This is a genomic window from Pseudoxanthomonas sp. J35 (genome assembly GCF_000513995.1).
Taxonomy (GTDB): domain Bacteria; phylum Pseudomonadota; class Gammaproteobacteria; order Xanthomonadales; family Xanthomonadaceae; genus Pseudoxanthomonas.
Genome location: NZ_AZVB01000025.1, coordinates 24,690 through 46,997, shown reverse-complemented (window position 1 = coordinate 46,997; position 22,308 = coordinate 24,690). Strand labels below are relative to the sequence as shown.

The following is a 22,308-nucleotide window of genomic DNA, read 5'->3' as shown; positions in this document are numbered from 1 at the left end:
CGAAGAAGTTCAGGTGCCGGAAGGGCTTGATCTGGGTGTCATGCACCGGGTGCTGCCCCGATGCGGCAGGGTGCGCGAAGCGGCTGCCCGCAGTGAAATCGATGAGGATCGTCAACGACCTGGCCTGGGCATCGAAGCGCGTACCGCTCACGTACCAAGGCTGGGCCAGATTGAGGGCCGACGCGAAAAGCAGCCTCTCGTCCATGGGGTCAGGGCTCAGATAAGGAGAGCCGAATCCTGCCCGGCATCCACTCGGAATTCAAAAGAGACAAAAAAGAAAGGCGAAGCTCGCGCTTCGCCTTTCCTGTTCCCCTGGTCGCGAACTCAGCAGCAGCGGAACCCGCTGCGGCCGCCGTAGCGGGCTTCCTGGCGTTCGCGGAAGAACGTCTTGTAGTCCATCGGCTCCCGGTCCGGGTGCTTCTCCAGCATGTGCCGGACGTAGTTGTCGTAGTCCGGGATCCCGCAGCACAGGCGTGCGGTCTGCACCAGCCTCCGCCACACACGCTTGTGCGTGGCGAAGTGGTCGAGCGGAACGAGCTGGGTGCCCATGGCGTCCTCCTTACAGCCAGGCCTTGACCTGGTCGTCGGCGAGCGGAACGAACGGCGTCTCGCGGTCGGTGCGTTCGGCCGTGCGGCGCGCCTTGAGGATGGCCCGGACCGAGTACACCAGGATGCTGAAGACCACGAACAGGAACAGCGCGGTCAGGGTCGCGTTGATGTAGCTGTTGACCATGACCTGGCTCATCTGGCCCATGTCCTTGGCCGTGCCCAGCAGCTGCCCGTCGGCGATCGCCTGCTGGTACCTGCGCGCCTGGGCGATGAAGCCCACCGCCGGGTTGCTGTCGAAGATCTTGATCAGGCCCGCCCAGGTGGTGCAGATCAGCAGCCACACGGTCGGCACGATGGTCACCCAGGCGTAGCGGTCGCGCTTCATCTTGAACAGCACCACCGTGCACAGCAGCAGGGCGATGCCGGCCAGCATCTGGTTGGCGATGCCGAACAGCGGCCACAGGGTGTTGATGCCGCCCAGCGGATCGACCACGCCCTGGTACAGGAAGTAGCCCCACAGCGCCACGCAGCCGGCGGTGCCGATCACGTTCGCGCCCCACGACTCGGTGCGGCGCAGCGCCGGGACGAAGTTGCCCAGCAGGTCCTGCAGCATGAAGCGGCCGGAGCGGGTGCCGGCGTCCACGGCGGTGAGGATGAACAGCGCCTCGAACAGGATCGCGAAGTGGTACCAGAACGCCATCATCGCGTCGCCGCCGGGCAGGGCGTCATGCAGGATCATGGCGATGCCCACGGCCAGGGTCGGCGCGCCGCCGGCGCGGGAGATGATGGTGTGCTCGCCGATGTTGCTGGCGGTCTGGGTCAGCATCTCAGGCGTGACCGCGAAGCCCCAGCTGCTCACCTTGGCGGCCACGTCCGCCGCTTCGGTGCCGATCGCCGCGGCCGGGCTGTTCATGGCGAAGTACACGCCCGGCTCGATGATCGAGGCCGCGACCAGCGCCATGATCGCCACGAACGACTCCATCAGCATGCCGCCGTAACCGATGTAGCGGGCGTGGGTCTCGTTGGCCAGCAGCTTGGGCGAGGTGCCCGAGCTGATCAGCGCGTGGAAGCCGGAGACGGCGCCGCAGGCGATGGTGATGAACAGGAACGGGAACAGGCCGCCCTTCCACACCGGGCCGTCGCCGCTGGCGGCGAACTGGGTCAGCGCCGGCATCTTCAGCGAGGTCACTTCCGGGCTGGCGATGAAAATGCCGATGGCCAGGGCGACGATCACGCCGATCTTGAGGAAGGTCGACAGGTAGTCGCGCGGCGCCAGCAGCAGCCACACCGGCAGCACCGCGGCGACGAAGCCGTAGCCGATCAGCATCCAGGTGATCTGCACGCCGGTGAAGGTGAAGGCCGGACCCCAGGTCGGGTGCGCGCCGACCTTGCCGCCGAACCAGATCGCCAGCAGCAGCAGGACGATGCCGACCACCGAGATCTCGCCGATCCTGCCGGGGCGGATGTAGCGCATGTAGATGCCCATGAAGATCGCGATGGGCATCGTGGCGATCACCGTGAACATGCCCCACGGGCTTTCGGCCAGGGCCTTCACCACGATCATCGCCAGCACCGCCAGGATGATGATCATGATCATGAAGGCGCCGAACAGGGCGATGGTGCCGGGGACCGGTCCCATCTCCTCGCGCACCAGGTCGCCCAGCGAGCGCCCGTCGCGGCGGCTGGAGATGAACAGGACCATGAAGTCCTGCACGGCACCAGCCAGGACCACGCCGGCGATCAGCCAGATCATGCCCGGCAGGTAGCCCATCTGCGCGGCCAGCACCGGGCCGACCAGCGGGCCGGCGCCGGCGATGGCGGCGAAGTGGTGGCCGAACAGCACGTGCTTGTTGGTGGGCACGTAGTCCAGGCCGTCGTTGTGGATGTGCGCGGGCGTGGCCCGGCGCGGATCCAGCCCCATCACATTGCGGGCGATGTAGAGGCTGTAGTAGCGGTACGCGACCAGGTAGATCGAGATCGCGGCGACGACGATCCACAGCGCGCTGATCGATTCGCCGCGGCGCAACGCCACGGTGCCCAGGCAGAACGCGCCCAGCAGCGCGAGCGCGGCCCAGGCGACCTTGGAGAGAACTTTCATGGGAGCCGAACTCCGGCGATGGGGAGGCATCCCCAAGGGTCGGTCGCGCGGCGTTACAGGTCAATCAAGAACGCGCGCTAAACGCGCCCGACTTTGGTCCTATGTGCGTTCGCAGCAGAATGTGCCTGCGCGAACCGGGTCACAGCCAGCGCGCGCGCTTGAACAGTACGTACAGCCCCAGACAGATGCCCGCTACCGCGCCGATCAGCAGCGGATAGGCGATTTTCGGCTGCAGTTCCGGCATGTGCACGAAGTTCATGCCGTACCAGCTGGTCACCAGGGTGGGCGCGGCCAGCAGTGCCGCCCACGCGCCGAGCCGCTTCACCGTCTCGCCCTGGGCCACGGTGACCAGCGACAGGTTGACGCTCAGGGCGGTGCCGAGCATGTCGCGCAGGGTGTCGATGGTGTCGTTGATGCGCAGCACGTGGTCGTGCACGTCGCGCAGGTAGACCCGGGCCTCCTCGCGGACCAGCTGGCCCTGCGCCACCTGGCTGCGCATCAGCTGCGCCAGCACGTCCTGCAGCGGCGATACCGCCACCCGCATGTAGGTCAGGTCGCGCTTGAGGTCGTACAGGCGCACCACGATCGCGCGGCGGTAGGTGTCGGAGAAGATGTCGCGTTCCAGCCGCTGCAGGGTCTGGCGATGTTCGTCGACGATGGGCGCGTAGTTGTCGACGATGAAGTCGAGGACCGCGTACAGGGCCAGGGCCGGGCCCAGCCGCAGCAGCTCCAGCTCGCGCTCCAGGCGGGCGCGGGCCTGGGCGTAGGACAGCGAGGCGTCGTGGCGCACGGTCAGCAGGAAGCGCGCGCCGAGGAAGGCGTGGGTCTCGCCGTAGCGGATCTCGCCCTCGACCATCTCCGCGGTGTGCACGGCCAGGAACAGGGTGTCGCCGTAGGCCTCGACCTTGGGGCGCTGGTGGGCGTTGCGCGCGTCCTCCACCGCCAGCGGGTGCAGGCCCAGTTCCTCCTGCAGCAACTCCAGCACCGCTTCCGAAGGCTCGTAAAGGCCGACCCAGGCGAAGCCCGGGGCATCGCTGTCGAGCATGTCGCTGAGCCGTTCCAGCGGCAGGTCGTGGCGGCGGCCCTCGCCGTCGTACCAGACGCAGTTGATGACGCAGGCGGGATTGGTGGCAGCAGCGGCGTTGTCCATGCGGGGCATCCTGCGCCCGCGGCCTGGTACCGGCAAGGCCGGAAGCGCTCAGTCCCCGCGCGGGGGGCGTCCGAGCGCCAGCGCCAGCGCCACGTGCAGCGGCAGAAACAGCCCGATCCAGGGCAGGTTGTACTGCGGCTGCAGGCTCAGCCACTGCAGGATCCAGCCCAGCAGTGCCAGCGCCGCCACCGCGGCCAGGACGACGCGGAAGAAGCGCCCCGGCACGCGCCCGCGCAGCAGCGCGATGGCGCCCGGCAGCAACAGCAGGCACAGCGGGCTGAGCAGGAACAGGTTGCGGTTGGCCCAGCCAGCCTGGTGCGCGGTGCCCAGCCAGAGGAAGGCCATCAGCGCGCCGGCCAGGCCGCACAGCAGCCACAGCGGCAGGGCCAGTCCGGCCAGCAGGCGCGGGCGGCGGCGCAGGGCCAGCACGCCGGCGGCCATCGCGATCCCGGCCAGCGCCCATGGCCACCAGCGGCGCGGTTGTTCGGGCGGTTCCGGGGCGATGCGGTGCGGCAGCACTGGCTCCTCGGCCAGCACCAGGGGGCGGCCGGCGGTGTTGCGGGCCTCGCGCAGGCTGTCGGCCAGGCGCATCGGCACGAAGGCTTCCTCCCAGCGCGACAGCGCGCGGTCGGCGTACGGGCCCAGGCCCAGGTCGAAGCCCAGCCACATCCATGGCGCAGGACGCGCCAGCCGCACCGCCTCGCTGCGGTAGGTGTTGCCGCGCGAACGCCCGGCCAGCTGCGCCTTCAGCGCGCCGCCCATCGCCGCATCCAGCGCGTCGCGCACCTGGGTGGCGCAGTTGGCGGTGAAGTAGTCGTAGCGGTAGCGCGAGTTCTCCGGGCGGGCGCGCTCGGCCAGCGCGTCGGCCAGCGCACGTGCCTGTTCCGGCTCCAGGTCCAGCCATTGCACGTCGACGCCGCGCCCGGTCGCCTGGTAGTGCGCCAGGTCCTGCTCCACCGGCAGCGCGACCAGGTGGTACATCATCTCGCCGCGGATGAACCGGCTGATGAAATCCGGTTCGGTCGGGTCGAAGAAGCCGAAGTTGTACGAGGTCGCCTCGCCGGTCCGCGGGTCGACCACCACGATGGCGTCGTGGCCGAAGCGCTCGAAGAACACCTCGCCCGGCTGCATGGTGAGGATGCCGATCCGCGGCGGCGCGGCGGCGATGGCGGGCAGGGCCAGCAGCGCCAGGCACAGCGCCAGCAGCAGCGAAGCCAGGGCCGGCCACGCGCGCGCGCGCCGGTGGCGGGGGCTGGCGGTCACCAGTCCCCGTCCTCCGGCTGCGGCGCCAGCACCGCCACCTGGAAGGCGCGCACGCGCCGCGCGTCGGCGCGGATCACGCGGAACTGGAAGCGGTCGAGGGTCAGTTCCTCGCCGACTTCCGGCAGGTGGCCGATGGCCTCGGTGACCAGGCCGCCGATGGTGTCGTACTCGTCGTCGGGCAGGGTGGCGCCGAAGCGCTCGTTGAAGTCGCCGATCGGGGTCAGTGCGTCGACCACGAACTGGCCGTCGGCCTGCGCGGCGATCAGCGCGCTGGCGTCCTCGGCCTCGTCGTGCTCGTCGTCGATTTCGCCGACGATCTGCTCCAGCACGTCCTCGATCGTGACCAGGCCGGCGACGCCGCCGTACTCGTCGACCACGATCGCCATGTGGTTGCGCGAGAGCCGGAACTCCTTGAGCAGGAGGTTGAGCTTCTTCGATTCGGGGATCAGCACCGCCGGGCGCAGCAGCGCGTGAATGTCGCCGGGGCCGTTGTCGGCGACCACGCCGCGCAGCAGGTCCTTGGCCAGGAGGATGCCGAGGATCTCGTCGCGGTCCTCGCCGTGCACCGGGAAGCGCGAGTGGCCGGACTCGACCACCTGCTTCATCAGGTCCAGGAAGCGGGCATTGGCCGGCAGCGACACCATCTGCGAGCGCGAGACCATCACGTCGCCCACGGTGAGCTGGGACACCGACAGCGCGCCTTCCATCATGCGCAGGGTGTCGGCGTCGATGAGGCCGTCGTCCTGCGCGCCGCGCAGGATCGCGATCAGGTCCTCGCGTGTGTCGGGTTCGCCGGAGAACGCGGAACTGATCCGCTCCAGCCATGAGCGCCGGCGTTCGTGCGGTTCCGGCGCGCTGCGACTACTGTCGTCTTCAGACATTCGTTGGAGGATTACGCTTGGAAAGCGGGCGCCCGGGAAACGGGCGTGACGGTGAGTCTAGCGTGGAACGGCGGGGGCGGGCGAGGGCGCGGCCACGCTGGCCGGGGCCGGCCCGGCCGCGGGCTCCTCCGCCTCGTCCGGCGGGTCCAGGCTGTAGCTGCAGCCGGCCAGGGTCTTGCCGGGGTGGGAATCCACGTTGGAAGCGTTGATAACCGCCGAATCGATCCAGCCGGGGGTGCCGTCCGGCCCGGGGGTCTCCTCGGCGCGCACTTCGCGGCCGAACAGGGCCTTTTCCGCCGTATCCACGCCGGTTTCCAGTTGCAGGTCGCGGGCCAGGACGCGCGGGTCGGGCAGGTCCAGCACCGCCACCACGCCGTCGCCGGCGAAGGCGATGTGGTCGCTGGCGTGGCCGAACACCGTCACCGGCGCGTTCAGCCGGTATTCGATCATGAACGGATTGGCCTGCGGCAACGGCCGCCAGCCCAGGGCGACCGCCTTCAGCGGATCGCGCAGCACCGGCTGGTAGGCCATGAAATCGTCGTAGCCGAGGCGGCATTCGATCAGTGCCGCCAGGTCGGGCAGGGCCCCGGCACCGGGCTCGGCGGCGGCCAGCGGCGGCGCGAGCGACAGGGCCAGCGGGGCCAGGAAGCGCAGGCGCATCGCGCTCAGCGCTCCACGTACGGGTCGGGCAGGCCGAGCTCGGCCAGCACCTCCCGTTCGAGCTGCTCCATCGCCTCGGCCTCCTTGTCGTCCTCGTGGTCCCAGCCCAGCAGGTGCAGGGTGCCGTGCACGGTGAGGTGGGCGTAGTGCGCCGCCAGCGCCTTGCCCTGTTCCCGGGCCTCGCGCGCCACCACCGGCGCGCAGATCACCAGGTCGCCCAGCAGGGGGAACTTCACCCCCTTGGGCAGGCCTTCGGGCAGCTCGGCCGGGAAGCTGAGCACGTTGGTTGCGTAGTCCTTGCCGCGGTAGTGGCGGTTGAGGGCCTGGCCTTCGGGCGCATCGACGATGCGGATCGCCAGGTCGGCCTCGCGGATGCGGCCCTTCAGCGCCGCCGCCACCCACTTGCGGAAACTCACCGCCGCCGGCACGCCGGCGCGGGGCACGGCATAGCTCACGGCAACGTCCAGGCGCACGGGTCCACGGGTCATGGTGCGTACTCTCGCCGCGGCCGGGCGGCGTCTGCGGGAAGGATCATGCCGGTCCGGTCTCCCTGTCCTGGGCGTCGCGGCGGTCGTAGGCGCTGACGATGCGCGCCACCAGCGGGTGGCGGACCACGTCGCGCGCCTCGAAGAAGGTGAAGCTCACGCCTTCCACGTCGCGCAGGACCTCGATGGCGTCCTTGAGGCCCGACTTCACGTGCCTGGGCAGGTCGATCTGGGTCATGTCGCCGGTGACCACGGCGGTGGAGCCGAAGCCCAGCCGGGTCAGGAACATCTTCATCTGCTCGATGGTGGTGTTCTGCGCCTCGTCGAGGATCACGAAGGCGTCGTTGAGGGTGCGGCCGCGCATGTAGGCCAGCGGCGCGATCTCGATGACGTTCTTCTCCAGCAGCTTGACCACCTTCTCCACGCCGAGCATCTCGTACAGCGCGTCGTACAGCGGGCGCAGGTAGGGATCGACCTTCTGGGTCAGATCGCCGGGCAGGAAGCCGAGCTTCTCGCCGGCCTCCACCGCCGGGCGTACCAACACCAGGCGCTGCACGCGCGACTCGTTGAGCGCGTCCACCGCCATGGCCACCGCCAGGAAGGTCTTGCCGGTGCCGGCCGGGCCGATGCCGAAATTGATGTCGTGGGTGGCGATCGAGTGCAGGTAGCGCGCCTGGTTGGCGCCGCGGCCGCGGATGGTGCCGCGGCGCACCTTCACCGCCACTTCCTGCGGCTGGTAGCCGGTATCGTCCAGGCGGTCGACGTTGGCCTGGTTCAGGCGCAGGTGGATGGCGTGGCTGTCGAACGTGGTCTCGCCGGCTTCGTCGTAGAGCGCGCGCAGCAGGTGCTCGGCGCTGGCGACCGCATCCTCCGCGCCGGTAACCCGGAACACGTTGCCGCGGTTGGCGATTTCCACGCCAAGGCGCAGTTCGATCTGGCGGAGGTGGCCGTCGAACGGACCGGCCAGGTTGGCCAGGCGTTCGCTATCGGCCGGCTCGAGAGTAAAGTCGCGCTGGGAGGAGGCAGGCATGGGACGCACGCAATGGGTCGTGCGGTGTTGGAAGCAGGGAAGCAGAGGGTAGCGCGGCGCTCGCCACGCCACCAGCGAATCGGCCGTCAGGGTACGGTTGTAACCAATTATACGGATATTTAATATCCAATGATGCCGCGCACGCCACGTCCTGCCGGTTCCAAGCCCGCGGCCCCCCGCGCTCCGCGCACGAGGGGGCGCCCGACTGGCGAAGCCCCCGGCCTGCGCCCACGGCTGCTCGATGCGGCCCTGGCCCGCTATGCGAGCCAGGGCATCGCCGCCACCAGGCTGCGCGACATCGCCCGCGACGCGGGGGCCACCCCGGCGCTGCTCCACTACTACTTCGGCGACGGCAAGCACCTGCTGGAAGCCGTGATCGAGGAACGCATCCTGCCGGCGATCATGCCGATGCGGGATGCGGTGGCGGCGGCGGCGGCGGGCGACGACATCACCGCCGCGGTCGCGGCCTTCGTCAACGGCATGAGCGACACCATCGAGAAGCATCCATGGGTGCCGGCGCTGTGGGTGCGCGAGGTGCTCAGCGAGGGCGGCGCACTGACTTCCGTGCTCATCGACGAGTCCGGGCGGCCGATCGTGTCGCTGATGGCGTCGCGCTTCGCCGCCGCGCAGGCCCGTGGCGAGGTGAACGCGGCCCTTGATCCGCGCCTGCTGGAACTGTCGCTGGTATCGCTGACCTTCTTCCCGCCCGCGGCCGCACCGCTGTGGCGCCAGCTGCTCGACGCGCGCGGCCTGGGCAAGGAGGACGTGTGCCGGCACACGCTGGAACTGCTGCAGCACGGCTTCCGCGCGGAACCACGCAACGGTGGATAAGGCGGCACGCCGCGCCTGCCTGGCGGCGATGCTGGCCCTGCTGTCGCTGGCCGGTTGCGGTAGCGATACGCCGCAGGCGCTGGGCACGATCGAGCGTGACCGCATCACCCTGCCAGCGCAGGTGTCCGAGCGCATCGTCGAGGTGAAGGTGCGTGAAGGGCAGCCGGTGAAGGCCGGCGAGGTACTGCTGCGCCTGGACCGCACGCGCACCCGCGCCCAGCTCGAGGTCGCACGCGCGCAGGCCCGCCAGGCGGCGCAGGCCCTGGCGGAGCTGCAGGCCGGCCCCCACGGCGAGGAAATCGCCCGCGCCCGCGCGGCCCTGTCCGCAGCCGAGGCCCAGGCCGCCGATGCCGATGCCTACCGCAGGCGCCTCGCCCCGCTGGGCGAGCGGCGCCTGGTTTCGGCTGCCAAAGTGGATCGCGCGGACGCTGCCGCCTCCAGCGCCCGCGCGCAGGTGGAGTCCGCACGCCAGGCGCTGCTGGAGCTGGAGCGCGGCACCCGCGGCGAACAGCTGGCCCAGGCCGCCGCTGCGCTGTCCGCCGCCGAGTCGCACGTGGCCGACCTGGCCGCGCTGCTCGAGGAACTGGATGTCACCGCGCCGCGCGACGGCCTGGTCGACAGCCTGCCGTACCGGCTCGGCGACCGTGCCCCGGTCGGCGAGCCGCTGGCGGTGCTGCTGACAGGCGATGCGCCGCATGCGCGCGTCTACGTGCCCGAGCCGCTGCGCGCCCGCATCGCGGTTGGCCAGGCGGCCCGCGTGCGCGTGGAAGGCATCGACACCGGGTATCCGGGGCGCGTGCGCATGATCCGCAGCGAACCGGCCTTCACCCCGTACTACGCATTGACCGGTCGCGACGCCGCCCGCCTGAGCTACCTGGCCGAAGTCGAGCTCGACGCCTCGGTGGCGGCGCTGCCGGTGGGCCTGCCGGCGCGGGTGGAGTTCGATGCGGCCGACTGAGCCGGCTGGGCCGCTTGCGGCGCCGGAAACGGGCACGGCGATCCACGCCCGCGGCCTGACCCGCCGCTTCGGCGACCTGGCGGCCGTGGACCATGTCGACCTGGACGTGCCGCGTCGCCACGTTTACGGCTTCCTTGGCCCGAACGGTTCGGGCAAGTCGACCACCATCCGCATGCTCTGCGGCCTGCTGACGCCCAGCGAAGGCCGGATCGAGGTGCTGGGCCTGCGCGTGCCAGAGGAGGCGGAGGCGCTGCGCGGGCGGATCGGCTACATGACCCAGAAGTTCCCGCTGTTCGAGGACCTCACCGTGCGCGAGAGCCTGGAGTTCCTCGCCGCGGTGCAGGGGCTGCCGCGCGCGCGCGGTGCGGCGCATCGACGAACTGGTCGCGCAGTACCATTTCGGGGACCGGCAGAAGCAGCTGGCCGGCACGCTCAGCGGCGGCCAGAAGCAGCGCCTGGCGCTGGCCGGCGCGGTGATCCAGGAACCCGGGCTGCTGTTCCTGGACGAACCGACCAGCGTGGTCGACCCGGAATCGCGCCGCGACTTCTGGGAAAAGCTCTTCGAGCTGGCTGACGCCGGCACCACCCTGCTGGTGTCCACGCACTACATGGACGAGGCCGAACGCTGCCACCGCCTGGCGATCCTCGACCGCGGCGTGCTGGTCGCCGATGGTTCGCCGGCCGAACTCACCGGCGCGCTGGCCGGGCGCACGCTGGCGGTGGCGGCGCGCGATCCGCGGCGGGCCAAGCGCGCGCTGGAGCCGGTGCCTGGCGTCACCAGCGTGGCCCAGGTCGGCAATACCCTGCGCGTGCTGCTGGAGGATGGCGAGGCGGTCGACCGCGCGCGGCTGGCGCTGCGCGGCGCCAGCCTGGATGCGCGCGTGGAGCTGGCCACGCCCAGCCTCGAGGACGTCTTCGTCGCCGCCACGCGCGGCCGTCACCCGGAAGGCGAGCGGTCATGAGCGGGCGGCGGCTGTGGGCGGTGATGCTCAAGGAGCTGCGGCAGATGCGCCGCGACCGCATCACCCTGGCGATGATCGTGGCGATCCCGGTGATGCAGCTGCTGCTGTTCGGCTATGCGATCAACACCAACCTGCGCGACCTGCCCGCAGGCATCGCCGACCAGCCAACACGGCGGCCTCGCGCGCGCTGGTGATGGACCTCGTCGCCACCAGCGTGGTGCGGCCGGTCGCCTTCGTCGAGACGCCCGAGCAGTTGATGACGGCGATCCGCCGCGGCGAGTACGGCATCGGCATCGCCATCCCGCCGGACTTCGAGCGGCGCCGTGCCGAGGGGCGCGCGCAGGTGCAGGTACTGGTCGACGGCAGCGACAACGCCATGCAGAGCGCGGCGGTGCAGCTGGCGCAGGTCCCGGTGCAGGACGCCGTGGCGACGGCCTCGCCGGCGACGCGCAGGCTGGCCGAGCAGGCGATCGCGATGGTGTCGTTCTTCAACCCGGAGCGGCGTTCGGCGGTGAACATCGTGCCGGGACTGATCGGGGTGATCCTGACCATGACCATGGTCCTGTTCACCGGCGTGTCGATCGTGCGCGAACGCGAGCGCGGCAACATGGAGCTGTTGATCGCCACGCCGATCAGCCGTGCCGAGCTGATGACGGGCAAGGTGGCGCCGTACATCGTCATCGGCCTGCTGCAGACCACGCTGGTGCTGCTGGGCATGGGGCTGTTCCAGGTGCCGCTCAACGGCAGCCTGCTGCACGTCTACCTGGCGGCGCTGCTGCTGATCGTGGCCAACCTGACCCTGGGGCTGCTGATCTCCACGCGGGCGAAGTCGCAGTTCCAGGCGATGCAGATGACGTTCTTCGTGTTCCTGCCATCGATCCTGCTGTCGGGCTTCATGTTCCTCTTCGCTGGCATGCCCCCGGCGGTGCAGTGGCTGGCCGAGGTGCTGCCGTTGACCCATTTCCTGCGCCTGGTCCGCGGCATCATGCTGCGCGGCGCCAGCCTGTGGGATCTGTGGCCGGATGTGCTGGCGCTGGTGGCCTTCACCACGGTGATGATGACCGCCGCGATCCTGCAGTTCCGCAAGCGGCTGGATTGAGGGGGGGCTCCATCCCGGATCGCTGCGTCTCGTCGTGGCCGCGCGGGAGGAGCCTTGACGAGGGCGAGCGCGGAAGTCACAGCGACGACAACAGCGGCAACAGCAACAGCAACAGCAACAGCGACAGCGACAGCGACAGGGTCGGGGTGGCGGGCTTCGGACGGGGCCGCCGCCCCAAGGGGGTCTGGCGCATCGCGCGGTTCCGCCATCCCTGGCTCCAACGCGCGACCGCAGCACATCCATGTGCTGCTTGCGCCAGACCCCCTTGGGACGACGTCCTCGGGCGGCGTTGCGGTCGGCGCTTCTATTGCGGCGCGTTGGAGCTCCTCTTCCACCAGGAGAGGGCTTGGGGGAAAAGGGGCGGGCTGCCTGCGACGTTTGTCGGCCTATCACCCTCTCCGGCGCATTCGTAGAGTCGGGCTTGCCCGACTCCCCCGCCGGATGTCCCGGGTACCGTGAAAAGCAGCGGGGCAAGCCCCGCTCTACACGAGCACGTCGCGACGAGCCGTCGTAGCCCGGATAAGGCCGCATCCGGAGACGCGCCTGATGCGCCCTGATCCTGCGCTTGTCGCGCGCCATTCCCGGGTGCGCTTCGCTTGCCCGGGCTACGCCCGCTGGCGGAGGTTCCACGAGGGCGAGCGCGGAAGTAACAGCGGCGGCGGCAACAGCGACAGCAACAGCGACAGCGACAGCGTCGGGGTGGCGGGCTTCGGACGGGGCCGCCGCCCCAAGGGGGTCTGGCGCATCGCGCGGTTCCGCCGTCCGTGGCTCCAACGCGCGACCGCAGCACATCCATGTGCTGCTTGCGCCATACCCCCGCGCTGCCGCGGCTCCGTCCGAAGCCGATCCCCCAGGCGCCGTTGCCGTTGCTGTTGCTGTTGCTGTTGTCGCTGCTGCTGCGCCTGCAACTGCAGCCGGTGTGTCCGGACGGGAGGGGCCGCGCTTACGCCGCAGCGCCCCCGTCGCGCACGGCCACGCGGCCGCGCAGCGAGTTGGTCAGGGCCTCGGTGATCACCACGTCGACGAACTGGCCGATCAGGCGCGGATGGCCGGGGAAGTTCACCGAGCGCATGTTCTCGGTCTTGCCGGTCAGCTCGTTCGGGTTCTTCTTCGACGGGCCTTCCACCAGCACCGTCTGCACCGAGCCCACCATTGCCTGCGAGATCCTTGCCGCATTGGCGTTGATCGCCGCCTGCAGCCGCTCGAGGCGCGCGTGCTTGACCGCGTCGGGCGTGTCGTCCGGCAGGTCCGCTGCAGGCGTGCCGGGGCGGCGCGAATAGATGAAGGAGAAGCTCTGGTCGAAGCCCACGTCCTCGATCAGCTTCATGGTCTTCTCGAAGTCGGCGTCGGTCTCGCCGGGGAAGCCGACGATGAAGTCCGAGGAGATCGAGATGTCCGGGCGCACCGCGCGCAGCTTGCGGATCTTCTGCTTGAACTCCAGCGCGGTATAGCCGCGCTTCATCGCGCTGAGGATGCGGTCGCTGCCGGCCTGCACCGGCAGGTGCAGGTAGTTGGCCAGCTGCGGCACGTCGCGGTAGGCCTCCACCAGCGAGTCGGAGAACTCCAGCGGGTGCGAGGTAGTGAAGCGGATCCGGCCGATGCCCTCGATCTGGGCGATGGTGCGGATCAGCAGGCCGAGGTCGGCGACCTCGTCGGTGTCCGGTCCCATCGGCCCGCGGTAGGCGTTGACGTTCTGGCCCAGCAGGTTGATCTCGCGCACGCCCTGCGCCGCCAGCTGGGCGACCTCGACCAGCACGTCCTCGAACGGGCGGCTGACCTCGGTGCCGCGGGTGTAGGGCACCACGCAGAACGAGCAGTACTTGGAGCAGCCCTCCATGATCGAGACGAAGGCGCTCGGCCCTTCCGCGCGCGGCTCGGGCAGGCGGTCGAACTTCTCGATCTCCGGGAAGGAGATGTCCACCTGCGGCCGGTTCTGCTCGCGACGGGCGCGGATCAGCTCCGGCAGGCGGTGCAGGGTCTGCGGGCCGAACACCAGGTCCACGTAGGGCGCGCGCTTGACGATGGCCTCGCCTTCCTGGGAGGCCACGCAGCCGCCGACGCCGATGATGACCTCGCGACCGCGGCCCTTGAGCGCCCTCCAGCGGCCGAGCTGGCTGAACACCTTCTCCTGGGCCTTCTCGCGGATCGAGCAGGTGTTGACCAGGACGACGTCCGCCTCCTCCGGGTTGTCGGTCAGCTCCAGGCCCTCGTGCTCGGCCAGCACGTCAGCCATGCGCGCCGAGTCGTACTCGTTCATCTGGCAGCCGTGGGTCTTGATGAAGAGCTTGCCGCGGGCGCCGCCCGGGATCGGCCGCGGGGCGGCGGACGGCAGGGGCACCAGGGTCGGGGCGGGGGAGGCGGGCGCGATGGCGGCGTCCGGAGCGGCGTCCGGCGTGGCGGTCATCCCGGTCATGGCGGTTATTCCAGGCGGGTAGGGAGCCGGATAGTCTAGCCCGGACCGGGCCGGGGCGCCCTTGGGGACTCCCGGGGGGCGGGACGCTTGCGCAGGCCGCTTGGCAAGGCCGCGTGAAGCCGGGATACTCCGCGCCATGAAGGGGAGCCTGGGGATCGCCGGCGGACTGCTGCTGGCACTGGCCGCCATGCCGGCCGGTGCGGCGACGCTGTACCGCTGCGTCGGCGAGGACGGGGTCGCCAGCTACGTCAACCGCAAGGTTCCGGGCGCCCAGTGCCGGGTCTTCCAGCACTACGTCCCCGAGCGCCGGGCCAGCCGGCCGAAGGTCGCGTCCGCTCCGGCCAGCCAGGCTGCAAAGGCCATGCCTGCGAGTGCGACGGGGGCTGCGCCGGTCATGGTGCCCGCCCCCGCCCGCAGCGACGCCATCGTCCCGGCCCCGCTGCCGGCTGCCACCGCCCCGGTCGCGGGGGCGGCGCCACGGCGACGGGTGCAGGGCCAGGTCTATGCCTACATGAAGGACGGCGTGCCGCACTACACCAGCCGGCCGCCGGCCGGTGGCGCAGGCAGCGTGCGCACGATCGCCTACAGCTATATGGAGACCTGCTACGCCTGCGCGGTCAACCCGGGCGTCAGCTTCGCCGCTGTGCGCCTCAACACCAGCGCCTACCAGGCCGAGATCGCCGCCGCGGCGCGCGAGTTCGGGGTGGAGGAGGCGATCGTGCGCGCGATCATCCATGCCGAATCGGCATTCAACCCGGCCGCGCTGTCGCACGCTGGCGCGCAGGGGCTGATGCAGCTGATGCCGGCCACGGCGCAGCGTTTCGGCGTGGCCGACAGCTTCGACGCCGCCCAGAACATCCGCGGCGGCGTCCAGTATCTGGCCTGGCTGCTCAAGCGCTTCAACGGCGACCTGACCCTCGCCGCCGCCGGCTACAACGCCGGCGAGGGGGCGGTGGACCGCTACCGGGGCGTGCCGCCCTACAGCGAGACCCAACGCTACGTGCAGCGGGTCGCGGTGCTCGCCGAGCGCTACCGCGGCGTCCTGGCCGCGCGCTGATGCATATGTCCGGACACGCTTGCGCCATTGTCGGCCTGTTAAGCGTTCCGTTACACTTCCCCGTCTTTTGCGTCCGGACGTTCCGCTCTTGGACCGTCCGCGCCGCAGGCAGCCAACGCTACCAGCAGAAGATTTTCGGAGTGCCGGATGGCCAACGATGAGGTCCACAAGCCCGTGAACACGGGCCGACGCCGGTTCCTGACCGCCACCACCGTAGCGGTGGGCGCCGTCGGTGCCGGTTTCGCCGCAGTGCCGTTCATCAAGTCGTTGAATCCCAGCGCGAGGGCCAAGCTGGCCGGCGCGCCGGTGGTCGCCGACATCAGCGCCCTGCAGGAGGGCCAGCGGCTGATCCTGGAGTGGCGCGGCCAGCCGATCTGGATCGTCAAGCGCTCCAAGGCCGTGCTCGACGCGCTGCCGACCCTGGACAGCCGCCTCCGCGACCCGAAGTCGGACAACGCCGACCAGCAGCCGGAGTACGTGCGCCAGGCCAACCCGGAGCTGCGCTCGCTCAAGCCGGAGATCTCGGTCCTGGTCGGCCTGTGCACCCACCTGGGCTGCTCGCCGGAAATGGCCGCCGAAATCCGCCCCGAGCCGTTCGATCCGGAGTGGAAGGGCGGTTACTTCTGCCCGTGCCACAAGTCGCGCTTCGACATGGCCGGGCGCGTGTTCCTGGGCGTGCCGGCGCCGACCAACCTGGTCGTGCCGCCGCACCACTACGCCGACGACAACACGATCGTCATCGGCGTCGATCCGCAGGGGGCGTAAGCGATGGCGAACATCATCACCCGCACCGTCGAAGGCGTGATGGGCTGGGTCAACGACCGCGCCCCGGCGCTGGCGCAGATGTACCGGAAGCACATGTCCGAGTACTACGCGCCGAAGAACTTCAACATCTGGTACATCTTCGGCGTGCTGTCGATGGTGGTGCTGGTCAACCAGCTGGTGACCGGCATCTTCCTGACGATGCACTACAAGCCGAGCGCGGCCGAGGCCTTCGCCTCGGTCGAGTACATCATGCGCGACGTGGAGTGGGGCTGGCTGATCCGGTACATGCACAGCACCGGCGCCTCGCTGTTCTTCATCGTCGTGTACCTGCACATGTTCCGCGGCCTGATGTACGGCTCGTACCAGAAGCCGCGCGAGCTGGTGTGGATCCTCGGCATGCTGATCTACCTGGTGCTGATGGCCGAAGCCTTCATGGGCTACGTGCTGCCGTGGGGCCAGATGTCGTTCTGGGGCGCCAAGGTGATCATCTCGCTGTTCGGCGCGATCCCGGTGATCGGCCAGGGCCTGACCGAGTGGATCATGGGCGACTACCTGCCGTCCGACGCCACCCTGGGCCGCTTCTTCGCCCTGCACGTGATCGCCCTGCCGCTGGTCCTGCTGCTGCTGGTGGTGCTGCACCTGGGCGCGCTGCACGAGGTCGGCTCGAACAACCCGGACGGCGTGGAGATCAAGAAGGGCCCGAAGGGCAACCGCTGGTCGCCCACCGCCCCGGCCGACGGCGTGCCGTTCCATCCGTACTACACGGTGAAGGACACCTTCTACGTGTTCGCGATGATGGTCATCGCCGCCTTCATCATCTTCTTCGCCCCGGCGTTCGGCGGCTGGTTCCTCGAGCACGACAACTTCACCGAGGCCAACAAGCTGGTCACGCCGGAGCACATCAAGCCGGTGTGGTACTACACGCCCTTCTACGCGATGCTGCGCGTGGTCCCCGACAAGCTCGGCGGCGTGCTGGTGATGTTCGGCGCGATCGCGATCCTGTTCGCCCTGCCGTGGCTGGACCGCTCCAAGGCCAAGTCCTACCGCTACCGTGGCTGGCTGTCGCGGGTCCTGCTGCTGGGCTTCGCCTTCAGCTTCGTGTGGCTGGGCAAGATTGGCGCCGGCCCCGGCACCGACCCGGTGGAGACCATCGTCGGCCGCGTGCTGACCGTCTACTACTTCCTTTTTTTCCTGACCATGCCGCTGTGGACCAAGCTGGACAAGACCAAGCCGGTGCCGGAACGGGTGACGACGCATGACTAAGAAGTGGATTGCCCTGCTGGCCTCTGCCGTCGCCGGCCTGCTGTTCTCCGCCGCCGCGCTGGCCGCTTCGGGCGGCAACCTGCAGCAGGCGGGCAACGACCTGTCCGACAAGGCCTCGCTGCAGCGCGGCGCCGCGCTGTACATGAACTACTGCTCGGGCTGCCATTCGCTGAAGTTCCTGCGCTACTCGCGCATGGCCGACGACCTGGGCCTGACCGAAGAAGAGGTGATGCAGAACCTCAACTTCACCGGCGCCAAGTTCGGCGAGCAGATCCAGGTGGCCATGCGCGACGCGGACGGCACCGAGTGGTTCGGCAAGATGCCGCCGGACCTGAGCCTGATCTCGCGCGTGCGCGGCAGCGACTGGATCTACACCTACCTCAAGTCGTTCTACCTGGACGAGTCGCGTCCGCTGGGCTGGAACAACCAGCTGTTCCCGAACGTGTCCATGCCCAACCCGCTGTGGGAGCTGCAGGGCTTGCAGCACGCCGAGTTCGGCCCTCCGGACGAGGTGGGCGAGCGGCATCCGGAACGGCTGGTGGTGACCTCGGCCGGCCAGCTGTCGGCCGAGCAGTTCGACCAGGCGGTCCGCGACATCACCAACTTCCTCGAGTACGCCGGCGAGCCGGCCGCGCTCAAGCGCCAGGCCATCGGCGTGTGGGTGATCCTGTTCCTGGTCGCGCTGTCGTTCCTGGCCTACCTGCTCAAGCAGGAATACTGGTCCGACGTGCACTGATCCAGAGGCGCCGCGCCCGGGACGGGCGCGGCGCGACCCCGAAAGGGGCCATACGGCCTTGCGCTTTTCCGTCGCGGGCCTGCACACTCGGGGGATGGAGGCGACTGCCGGCGAGGGGCCTGGCAGCGCCGCAAGCGGCCGGCGGATTCCGGCCGTCTCGGAGGCCTAGATGGCAGCGAGCGTGCGTATGCGCAATACCCTGACGTTGTTCTCGTCCGTCGATGACGTGCTCTGTCATCGGGTCCGCCTGGTCCTGGCGGCCAAGGGCGTGACCTACGACCTGGTCCCGGTCGACGCACAGAATCCGCCCGAGGACCTCATCCACCTCAACCCTTACCACTCGGTGCCGACCCTGGTCGAGCGCGAACTGGTGCTGTACGCCGCCTCGGTGGTCAGCGAGTACCTCGACGAGCGCTACCCGCACCCGCCGCTGATGCCGGTCGATCCGCTCTCGCGCGCGCGCCTGCGCCTGGCGATGCTGCGCATCGAGCACGACTGGGTGCCGCAGGTGCAGGCGATCCAGCTGGGCAACAGGCAGCAGGCCGAGGCCGGCCGCAAGCGCCTGCGCGAGCTGCTGACCGAATCGCTGCCGCTGTTCCGCGCCAGCAAGTTCTTCCTCAACCCGGAAATGAGCCTGGCCGACTGCGCCATGGCGCCGATCATCTGGCGCCTGCAGGCGCTGGACGTGCCGCTGCCGAAGGACGGCAAGCCGATCGAGGACTACGGCAACCGCATCTTCCGCAACCCGGGCTTCCTGCGCAGCCTGACCGAGCAGGAAAAGAAACTGCGCGAGCTGCCGGCCTGAGCGCCCTGTTCGCGGCGGAAAACGCCGCGGAGGGGTAGACTGTGCGCATGAGCGACGACGTCCCGCGCATGACCAGCTACCGTCCGTACCTGCTGCGGGCGCTGACCGAGTGGATCAACGACAACGGCATGACCCCGCACATCCTCGTGGATGCCGGGGTGCCGGGCGTGCGCGTCCCCCCCGGCGCGGTGCGCGAGGGCAAGGTCGTGCTCAACATCGCCGACCGCGCCGTGGTCGGCCTGCACATGGACAACGAATGGATCGGCTTCACCGCCCGCTTCGGCGGGGTGAGCCAGCCGGTCAGCGTGCCGGTGGGCGCGGTGCTGGCGGTGTACGCCCGGGAGACCGGGCAGGGCATGGTCCTGCCGGACGAAAGCGCCGGAGCCCCGGAGCCGCCGGACGACCATGATGGCCACCACGACGGCCACGATGGCGACGACCATCCGCCGGAGACCCCGCCGGAACCGCCGGCCGGCAAGCGCCCGCACCTGCGGGTGGTGAAGTAGCCGCCAGGCCCCGCAGCGCTGTCCGCGGCGAGGGCGCTACTGGCCGCCGCCGCGCGGGACGAACGGCAGGATCCGCCCGCCCTGGGCCGGTCCGGCGAACGAGACCAGGCGGTCGCCGCGCAGCACCATGCGTCCGACGTGGCGTTCGATGCCGTCCTCCGAGTAGTCGAAGCGGAAGCTGCGCTCCAGCCCCAGCCAGCCGTCCTCGCGGCGGTAGAGGCGCACGCCGGTACCGTGCACGCTGTGGTCGAGCCACTGCACGTTGGCGGCAGCGCAGGCGTCGCGTCCTAGCGCTTCGGCGCGTTCGGCGGCCGCGCGCGAGGCGTTCCACCACGCGGCGATGGCGGCACCGGCAATCATCAGCAGGATCAGGCTGGGCATGCGCGAACTGTAGCCGAAGCGGCGCGGCGCCACGATGCGCGGCATCGCCCTGGTCGGTTCAGCCGCCTGGTGGTGGCGTGGTCGCGGGTGGTGGTTGCGGCGAGGTGCTCTGCGGCGCGCCCGGCGCAGGCGTGGCGGGTGGAGTCGCGGAGGACGCCGGTGGAGTTCCGGACGGCTGTGCTCCCGGCGCGGTGGCCGGAGCGGGCGTTGGCGCGACGGTGGGTGCCTGTGGGGCGGTGGCCGGTGAAACCGCCTTGCGCGGCGGCGTGGAGGGGGCGCTCGGCGGTGCCGCGCCGGTCGCGGGCGTGTAGGTCGAGACAGGGGCGGCGGCAGGCACGCCGCCAGGCAGCTGCGCCTGTGGTTTGAGCTTGAGCAGCGCCACCCAGTCGCGCCGGTTGAAGCTGCACGCCGAAGGATTGCCGGGACGGCAGGCCGTGGGAACGACGTCGTCGCTGGGCGCCATGCTGCTGGTGGTGGCGGCCACGGATGCCGGTGCAGGCGTCGCCGCGGCGCCCGTATCGGTGACAGGCTGCCCCGCGACCGCTTCCGGTCCGCGCAGCGCGCCCTCGGCGGCGGCCTGCAGCGGGCCCGGCAGCAGCCGGCCGGACGCATCCAGCGGCAGCTTGCGCATCATCACCGTGTTGAGCACGTTGCCGCCGATGAGGTACAGCGTGCGGTCGCCGCCGACGTTCGCCGCGACCACGATGTCGCAGTGCGACCGCACCGGCAGCGGCGCCTGCCCGGACAGGGCCTGGCGCAGGCCTTCGGGGCCACGGCCGTGGTCGTCCGCGCGCAGGAAGCAGAGCAGGTCGCCCGGCGCGGGGCGGCCGGTGAACGGATCCGCGTAGAGGTACGGGCTGCCGGCGGGATCGCGCCAGGCGCGGGCGATGTAGTCCATGTGCCGCGGCGAGCCGTGGAAGCCGGGCAGCGGCGCGCGCGCCATCACCCACGAAATGAACGCCGCCGACCACGGGTTGTCGGCGATGAAGGCGCGGCAGTCGTTGTCCGTCGCGCGCACGCCGCCCGGGTAGATGCAGCTGTTGGCGCCGGGGCTGGAGGCCATCGGGTAGAGCGTGCCGCTGTCGCGCCAGTAGCGGGCCACGCGCTGCCACGCGGGGGTGATGCCGTCGGCCAGCGCCGAGCTTTCCGACTCGGTCACGCCCAGCCAGGCCAGGCGCCCGTCGGCTTCGATGAACGGCCGCGTCCACAGCCGGTGCTCCTCGCAGGCGGTGCGGACGATCGCCGCGGCGGCCGGTTCGATGCCGAAACGCGGCGGCAGGTCGCACACCTCCACGCCCGCGGCGGCCGCAGGCGCGGAGGGCAGGGCGAGGGCGAGCAGGGCGAGTGCGTGGTGCTTGCGCATGGCGGGTCCTTCCCTGGGTGCGGAACGAGCTTAGCCGCCGACGGTGGATGGGTCGTGATCGCGACGGCCGTGACGGCGGAAAACGCAAGGCGCGGCGGCGCCGGGCCAAGGGGCATCGGGCGCCGGCCTGCACGCCTCCGTGCAGGCGTGCTTGCTGCCGGGAGAAGGGCGTGCGCGAAGGCGGGCTACGCCGGCGGCGCGCCCAGCTTCATCGACAGGTCGATCGCGCGCACGTGCTTGGTCAGCGCGCCGACCGAGATGAAATCGACGCCGTCCTCGGCGATCGCGCGCAGGCCGGCCAGGTCCACGCTGCCGGAAACCTCCAGCGGGATCCGCCCGTCGAACGGCGCCGCGCGGGCGATGCGCACCGCCTCGCGGCGCTCTTCCGCGCTGAAGTCGTCGACCAGGATGCGGTCGCAGCCGCAGGACAGCGCTTCGCGCAGCTGCCCCAGCGTTTCCACCTCCACCACCAGTGGCAGTCCGGGCTGGGCCGCGCGCGCCGCGGCGATCGCCGCGGACACCGAGCCGGCGACGCGGATGTGGTTCTCCTTGAGCATTACCGTGTCGTACAGGCCGATGCGATGGTTGGCGCCGCCGCCGGCGCGGACCGCGTACTTCTGCGCCAGGCGCAGGCCGGGCAGGGTCTTGCGCGTATCGAGGATGGTCGCGCCGGTGCCGCGCACCGCGTCCACGTAGATGGCGGTGGTGGTGGCGGTGGCCGACAGGGTCTGCATGAAGTTGAGCGAAGTGCGCTCGGCGCTGACCAGGGCGCGGCTGCGGCCCTCGAGCACGGCCAGCACGGTGCCGGCCTCGACGCGGTCGCCATCGGCGACGCGCCATTCGATGCGCACCTGCGGGTCCAGTTCGCGGTGGCAGGCCTCGAACCACGGCGCGCCGGCGACCACCGCCGGCTCCTTGCACAGCAGGTAGGCGCGCTCGGGTACGTCGGGCAGCAGGGCGGCGGTGACGTCGCCGCTGCCGAGGTCCTCCTCCAGCGCCCGCCGCACGTCGGCCAGGATGCTGGCCTGCGGCGGCGGAACCGGCGCGGCCACC

20 protein-coding genes and 3 pseudogenes are annotated in these 22,308 nt (G+C 70.4%); 10 read left to right on the top strand and 13 right to left on the bottom strand.

The genetic code is table 11. The features are described 5' to 3' along the window. The 9 genes and pseudogenes from PSEJ35_RS0112910 to PSEJ35_RS0112870 form a co-directional block, all read right to left on the bottom strand. Nucleotides 1-205, bottom strand: a pseudogene (locus PSEJ35_RS0112910) (ISL3 family transposase); the annotation flags it as partial. Between the two features lie 119 nt (nucleotides 206-324). Beyond that, nucleotides 325-549 (bottom strand): CstA-like transporter-associated (seleno)protein, encoded by a 225-nt coding sequence (locus PSEJ35_RS0112905; protein ID WP_028918159.1) that lies wholly within the window; start codon nucleotides 547-549, stop codon nucleotides 325-327. A gap of 10 nt (nucleotides 550-559) precedes the next feature. Further along, nucleotides 560-2,647, bottom strand: coding sequence for a carbon starvation CstA family protein (locus PSEJ35_RS0112900; protein ID WP_028918158.1), 2,088 nt, complete (start codon nucleotides 2,645-2,647; stop codon nucleotides 560-562). Between the two features lie 139 nt (nucleotides 2,648-2,786). Next, the gene (locus tag PSEJ35_RS0112895) at nucleotides 2,787-3,797 is read right to left on the bottom strand and encodes a magnesium and cobalt transport protein CorA (protein WP_028918157.1); all 1,011 of its coding nucleotides are present in this window, start codon (nucleotides 3,795-3,797) and stop codon (nucleotides 2,787-2,789) included. A gap of 48 nt (nucleotides 3,798-3,845) precedes the next feature. After that, nucleotides 3,846-5,060: a DUF4105 domain-containing protein gene (locus PSEJ35_RS0112890; protein WP_051412680.1), complete on the bottom strand. Its 1,215-nt coding sequence runs from the start codon at nucleotides 5,058-5,060 to the stop codon at nucleotides 3,846-3,848. Next, nucleotides 5,057-5,941, bottom strand: coding sequence for a transporter associated domain-containing protein (locus PSEJ35_RS0112885; RefSeq protein WP_028918155.1), 885 nt, complete (start codon nucleotides 5,939-5,941; stop codon nucleotides 5,057-5,059). The genes PSEJ35_RS0112890 and PSEJ35_RS0112885 overlap by 4 nt, the downstream gene beginning before the upstream one ends. A 57-nt stretch (nucleotides 5,942-5,998) precedes the next feature. Beyond that, the gene (locus tag PSEJ35_RS0112880) at nucleotides 5,999-6,595 is read right to left on the bottom strand and encodes a hypothetical protein (protein ID WP_028918154.1); all 597 of its coding nucleotides are present in this window, start codon (nucleotides 6,593-6,595) and stop codon (nucleotides 5,999-6,001) included. A gap of 11 nt (nucleotides 6,596-6,606) precedes the next feature. Further along, the gene (ybeY, locus tag PSEJ35_RS0112875; RefSeq protein WP_028918153.1) at nucleotides 6,607-7,089 is read right to left on the bottom strand and encodes an rRNA maturation RNase YbeY; all 483 of its coding nucleotides are present in this window, start codon (nucleotides 7,087-7,089) and stop codon (nucleotides 6,607-6,609) included. A gap of 43 nt (nucleotides 7,090-7,132) precedes the next feature. Further along, nucleotides 7,133-8,116 (bottom strand): PhoH family protein, encoded by a 984-nt coding sequence (locus tag PSEJ35_RS0112870; RefSeq protein ID WP_028918152.1) that lies wholly within the window; start codon nucleotides 8,114-8,116, stop codon nucleotides 7,133-7,135. Nucleotides 8,117-8,245: 129 nt separating this feature from the next. On the opposite strand from PSEJ35_RS0112870, the gene PSEJ35_RS0112865 reads away from it, so the two are divergent. The 4 genes and pseudogenes from PSEJ35_RS0112865 (at nucleotide 8,246) to PSEJ35_RS16245 (ending at nucleotide 11,966) form a co-directional block, all read left to right on the top strand. Further along, nucleotides 8,246-8,947, top strand: coding sequence for a TetR/AcrR family transcriptional regulator (locus PSEJ35_RS0112865; protein WP_232207665.1), 702 nt, complete (start codon nucleotides 8,246-8,248; stop codon nucleotides 8,945-8,947). Nucleotides 8,948-8,975: 28 nt separating this feature from the next. Next, entirely contained in the window at nucleotides 8,976-9,905 is a 930-nt protein-coding gene (locus tag PSEJ35_RS0112860) for an HlyD family efflux transporter periplasmic adaptor subunit (RefSeq protein WP_051412678.1), read from the top strand. A 40-nt stretch (nucleotides 9,906-9,945) separates the two neighbouring features. Next, nucleotides 9,946-10,867, top strand: a pseudogene (locus PSEJ35_RS16250) (ABC transporter ATP-binding protein). After that, nucleotides 10,864-11,966, top strand: a pseudogene (locus PSEJ35_RS16245) (ABC transporter permease). Before PSEJ35_RS16250 ends, PSEJ35_RS16245 begins: the two co-directional pseudogenes overlap by 4 nt. Nucleotides 11,967-12,909: 943 nt before the next feature. Here PSEJ35_RS16245 and miaB read toward each other — a convergent pair. Further along, nucleotides 12,910-14,370: a tRNA (N6-isopentenyl adenosine(37)-C2)-methylthiotransferase MiaB gene (miaB, locus tag PSEJ35_RS0112840; RefSeq protein ID WP_028918149.1), complete on the bottom strand. Its 1,461-nt coding sequence runs from the start codon at nucleotides 14,368-14,370 to the stop codon at nucleotides 12,910-12,912. 145 nt (nucleotides 14,371-14,515) lie between these two features. Here miaB and PSEJ35_RS0112835 point away from each other — a divergent pair, with 145 nt between their 5' ends. From PSEJ35_RS0112835 to PSEJ35_RS0112810, 6 genes are all read left to right on the top strand, one after another. Continuing rightward, nucleotides 14,516-15,436, top strand: coding sequence for a lytic transglycosylase domain-containing protein (locus tag PSEJ35_RS0112835; RefSeq protein ID WP_028918148.1), 921 nt, complete (start codon nucleotides 14,516-14,518; stop codon nucleotides 15,434-15,436). Between the two features lie 147 nt (nucleotides 15,437-15,583). After that, nucleotides 15,584-16,201 (top strand): ubiquinol-cytochrome c reductase iron-sulfur subunit, encoded by a 618-nt coding sequence (gene petA / locus PSEJ35_RS0112830; protein WP_028918147.1) that lies wholly within the window; start codon nucleotides 15,584-15,586, stop codon nucleotides 16,199-16,201. Nucleotides 16,202-16,204: 3 nt separating this feature from the next. After that, nucleotides 16,205-17,464 (top strand): cytochrome bc complex cytochrome b subunit, encoded by a 1,260-nt coding sequence (locus PSEJ35_RS0112825; RefSeq protein ID WP_028918146.1) that lies wholly within the window; start codon nucleotides 16,205-16,207, stop codon nucleotides 17,462-17,464. Then, complete coding sequence (locus PSEJ35_RS0112820) at nucleotides 17,457-18,200, top strand: cytochrome c1 (RefSeq protein ID WP_028918145.1); 744 nt, start codon at nucleotides 17,457-17,459, stop codon at nucleotides 18,198-18,200. The genes PSEJ35_RS0112825 and PSEJ35_RS0112820 overlap by 8 nt, the downstream gene beginning before the upstream one ends. Before the next feature lie 169 nt (nucleotides 18,201-18,369). After that, on the top strand, nucleotides 18,370-19,005 hold the full coding sequence (locus PSEJ35_RS0112815; protein ID WP_028918144.1) for a glutathione S-transferase N-terminal domain-containing protein: 636 nt from the start codon (nucleotides 18,370-18,372) through the stop codon (nucleotides 19,003-19,005). A 47-nt stretch (nucleotides 19,006-19,052) separates the two neighbouring features. Further along, nucleotides 19,053-19,511 (top strand): ClpXP protease specificity-enhancing factor, encoded by a 459-nt coding sequence (locus tag PSEJ35_RS0112810; RefSeq protein WP_028918143.1) that lies wholly within the window; start codon nucleotides 19,053-19,055, stop codon nucleotides 19,509-19,511. A 36-nt stretch (nucleotides 19,512-19,547) separates the two neighbouring features. Here PSEJ35_RS0112810 and PSEJ35_RS0112805 read toward each other — a convergent pair whose 3' ends face one another. The 3 genes from PSEJ35_RS0112805 to nadC form a co-directional block, all read right to left on the bottom strand. Then, nucleotides 19,548-19,892: a DUF3301 domain-containing protein gene (locus PSEJ35_RS0112805; protein WP_028918142.1), complete on the bottom strand. Its 345-nt coding sequence runs from the start codon at nucleotides 19,890-19,892 to the stop codon at nucleotides 19,548-19,550. Nucleotides 19,893-19,950: 58 nt separating this feature from the next. Then, the gene (locus PSEJ35_RS16235) at nucleotides 19,951-21,255 is read right to left on the bottom strand and encodes a DUF2272 domain-containing protein (protein WP_084635553.1); all 1,305 of its coding nucleotides are present in this window, start codon (nucleotides 21,253-21,255) and stop codon (nucleotides 19,951-19,953) included. Nucleotides 21,256-21,440: 185 nt separating this feature from the next. Continuing rightward, entirely contained in the window at nucleotides 21,441-22,307 is an 867-nt protein-coding gene (gene nadC / locus PSEJ35_RS0112795) for a carboxylating nicotinate-nucleotide diphosphorylase (RefSeq protein ID WP_028918141.1), read from the bottom strand. Between the last annotated feature and the right edge of the window lies 1 nt (nucleotide 22,308).

Excerpts from the sequence above, each read along its gene's own strand:
- PSEJ35_RS0112905 (WP_028918159.1), bottom strand. The coding sequence starts at position 549 with ATGGGCACCCAGCTCGTTCCGCTCGACCACTTCGCCACGCACAAGCGT.
- PSEJ35_RS0112900 (WP_028918158.1), bottom strand. The coding sequence starts at position 2,647 with ATGAAAGTTCTCTCCAAGGTCGCCTGGGCCGCGCTCGCGCTGCTGGGC.
- PSEJ35_RS0112895 (WP_028918157.1), bottom strand. The coding sequence starts at position 3,797 with ATGGACAACGCCGCTGCTGCCACCAATCCCGCCTGCGTCATCAACTGC.
- PSEJ35_RS0112885 (WP_028918155.1), bottom strand. The coding sequence starts at position 5,941 with ATGTCTGAAGACGACAGTAGTCGCAGCGCGCCGGAACCGCACGAACGC.
- ybeY (WP_028918153.1), bottom strand. The coding sequence starts at position 7,089 with ATGACCCGTGGACCCGTGCGCCTGGACGTTGCCGTGAGCTATGCCGTG.
- PSEJ35_RS0112870 (WP_028918152.1), bottom strand. The coding sequence starts at position 8,116 with ATGCCTGCCTCCTCCCAGCGCGACTTTACTCTCGAGCCGGCCGATAGC.
- PSEJ35_RS0112865 (WP_232207665.1), top strand. The coding sequence starts at position 8,246 with ATGATGCCGCGCACGCCACGTCCTGCCGGTTCCAAGCCCGCGGCCCCC.
- PSEJ35_RS0112860 (WP_051412678.1), top strand. The coding sequence starts at position 8,976 with ATGCTGGCCCTGCTGTCGCTGGCCGGTTGCGGTAGCGATACGCCGCAG.
- miaB (WP_028918149.1), bottom strand. The coding sequence starts at position 14,370 with ATGACCGCCACGCCGGACGCCGCTCCGGACGCCGCCATCGCGCCCGCC.
- PSEJ35_RS0112835 (WP_028918148.1), top strand. The coding sequence starts at position 14,516 with ATGAAGGGGAGCCTGGGGATCGCCGGCGGACTGCTGCTGGCACTGGCC.
- petA (WP_028918147.1), top strand. The coding sequence starts at position 15,584 with ATGGCCAACGATGAGGTCCACAAGCCCGTGAACACGGGCCGACGCCGG.
- PSEJ35_RS0112825 (WP_028918146.1), top strand. The coding sequence starts at position 16,205 with ATGGCGAACATCATCACCCGCACCGTCGAAGGCGTGATGGGCTGGGTC.
- PSEJ35_RS0112820 (WP_028918145.1), top strand. The coding sequence starts at position 17,457 with ATGACTAAGAAGTGGATTGCCCTGCTGGCCTCTGCCGTCGCCGGCCTG.
- PSEJ35_RS0112815 (WP_028918144.1), top strand. The coding sequence starts at position 18,370 with ATGGCAGCGAGCGTGCGTATGCGCAATACCCTGACGTTGTTCTCGTCC.
- PSEJ35_RS0112810 (WP_028918143.1), top strand. The coding sequence starts at position 19,053 with ATGAGCGACGACGTCCCGCGCATGACCAGCTACCGTCCGTACCTGCTG.
- PSEJ35_RS0112805 (WP_028918142.1), bottom strand. The coding sequence starts at position 19,892 with ATGCCCAGCCTGATCCTGCTGATGATTGCCGGTGCCGCCATCGCCGCG.
- PSEJ35_RS16235 (WP_084635553.1), bottom strand. The coding sequence starts at position 21,255 with ATGCGCAAGCACCACGCACTCGCCCTGCTCGCCCTCGCCCTGCCCTCC.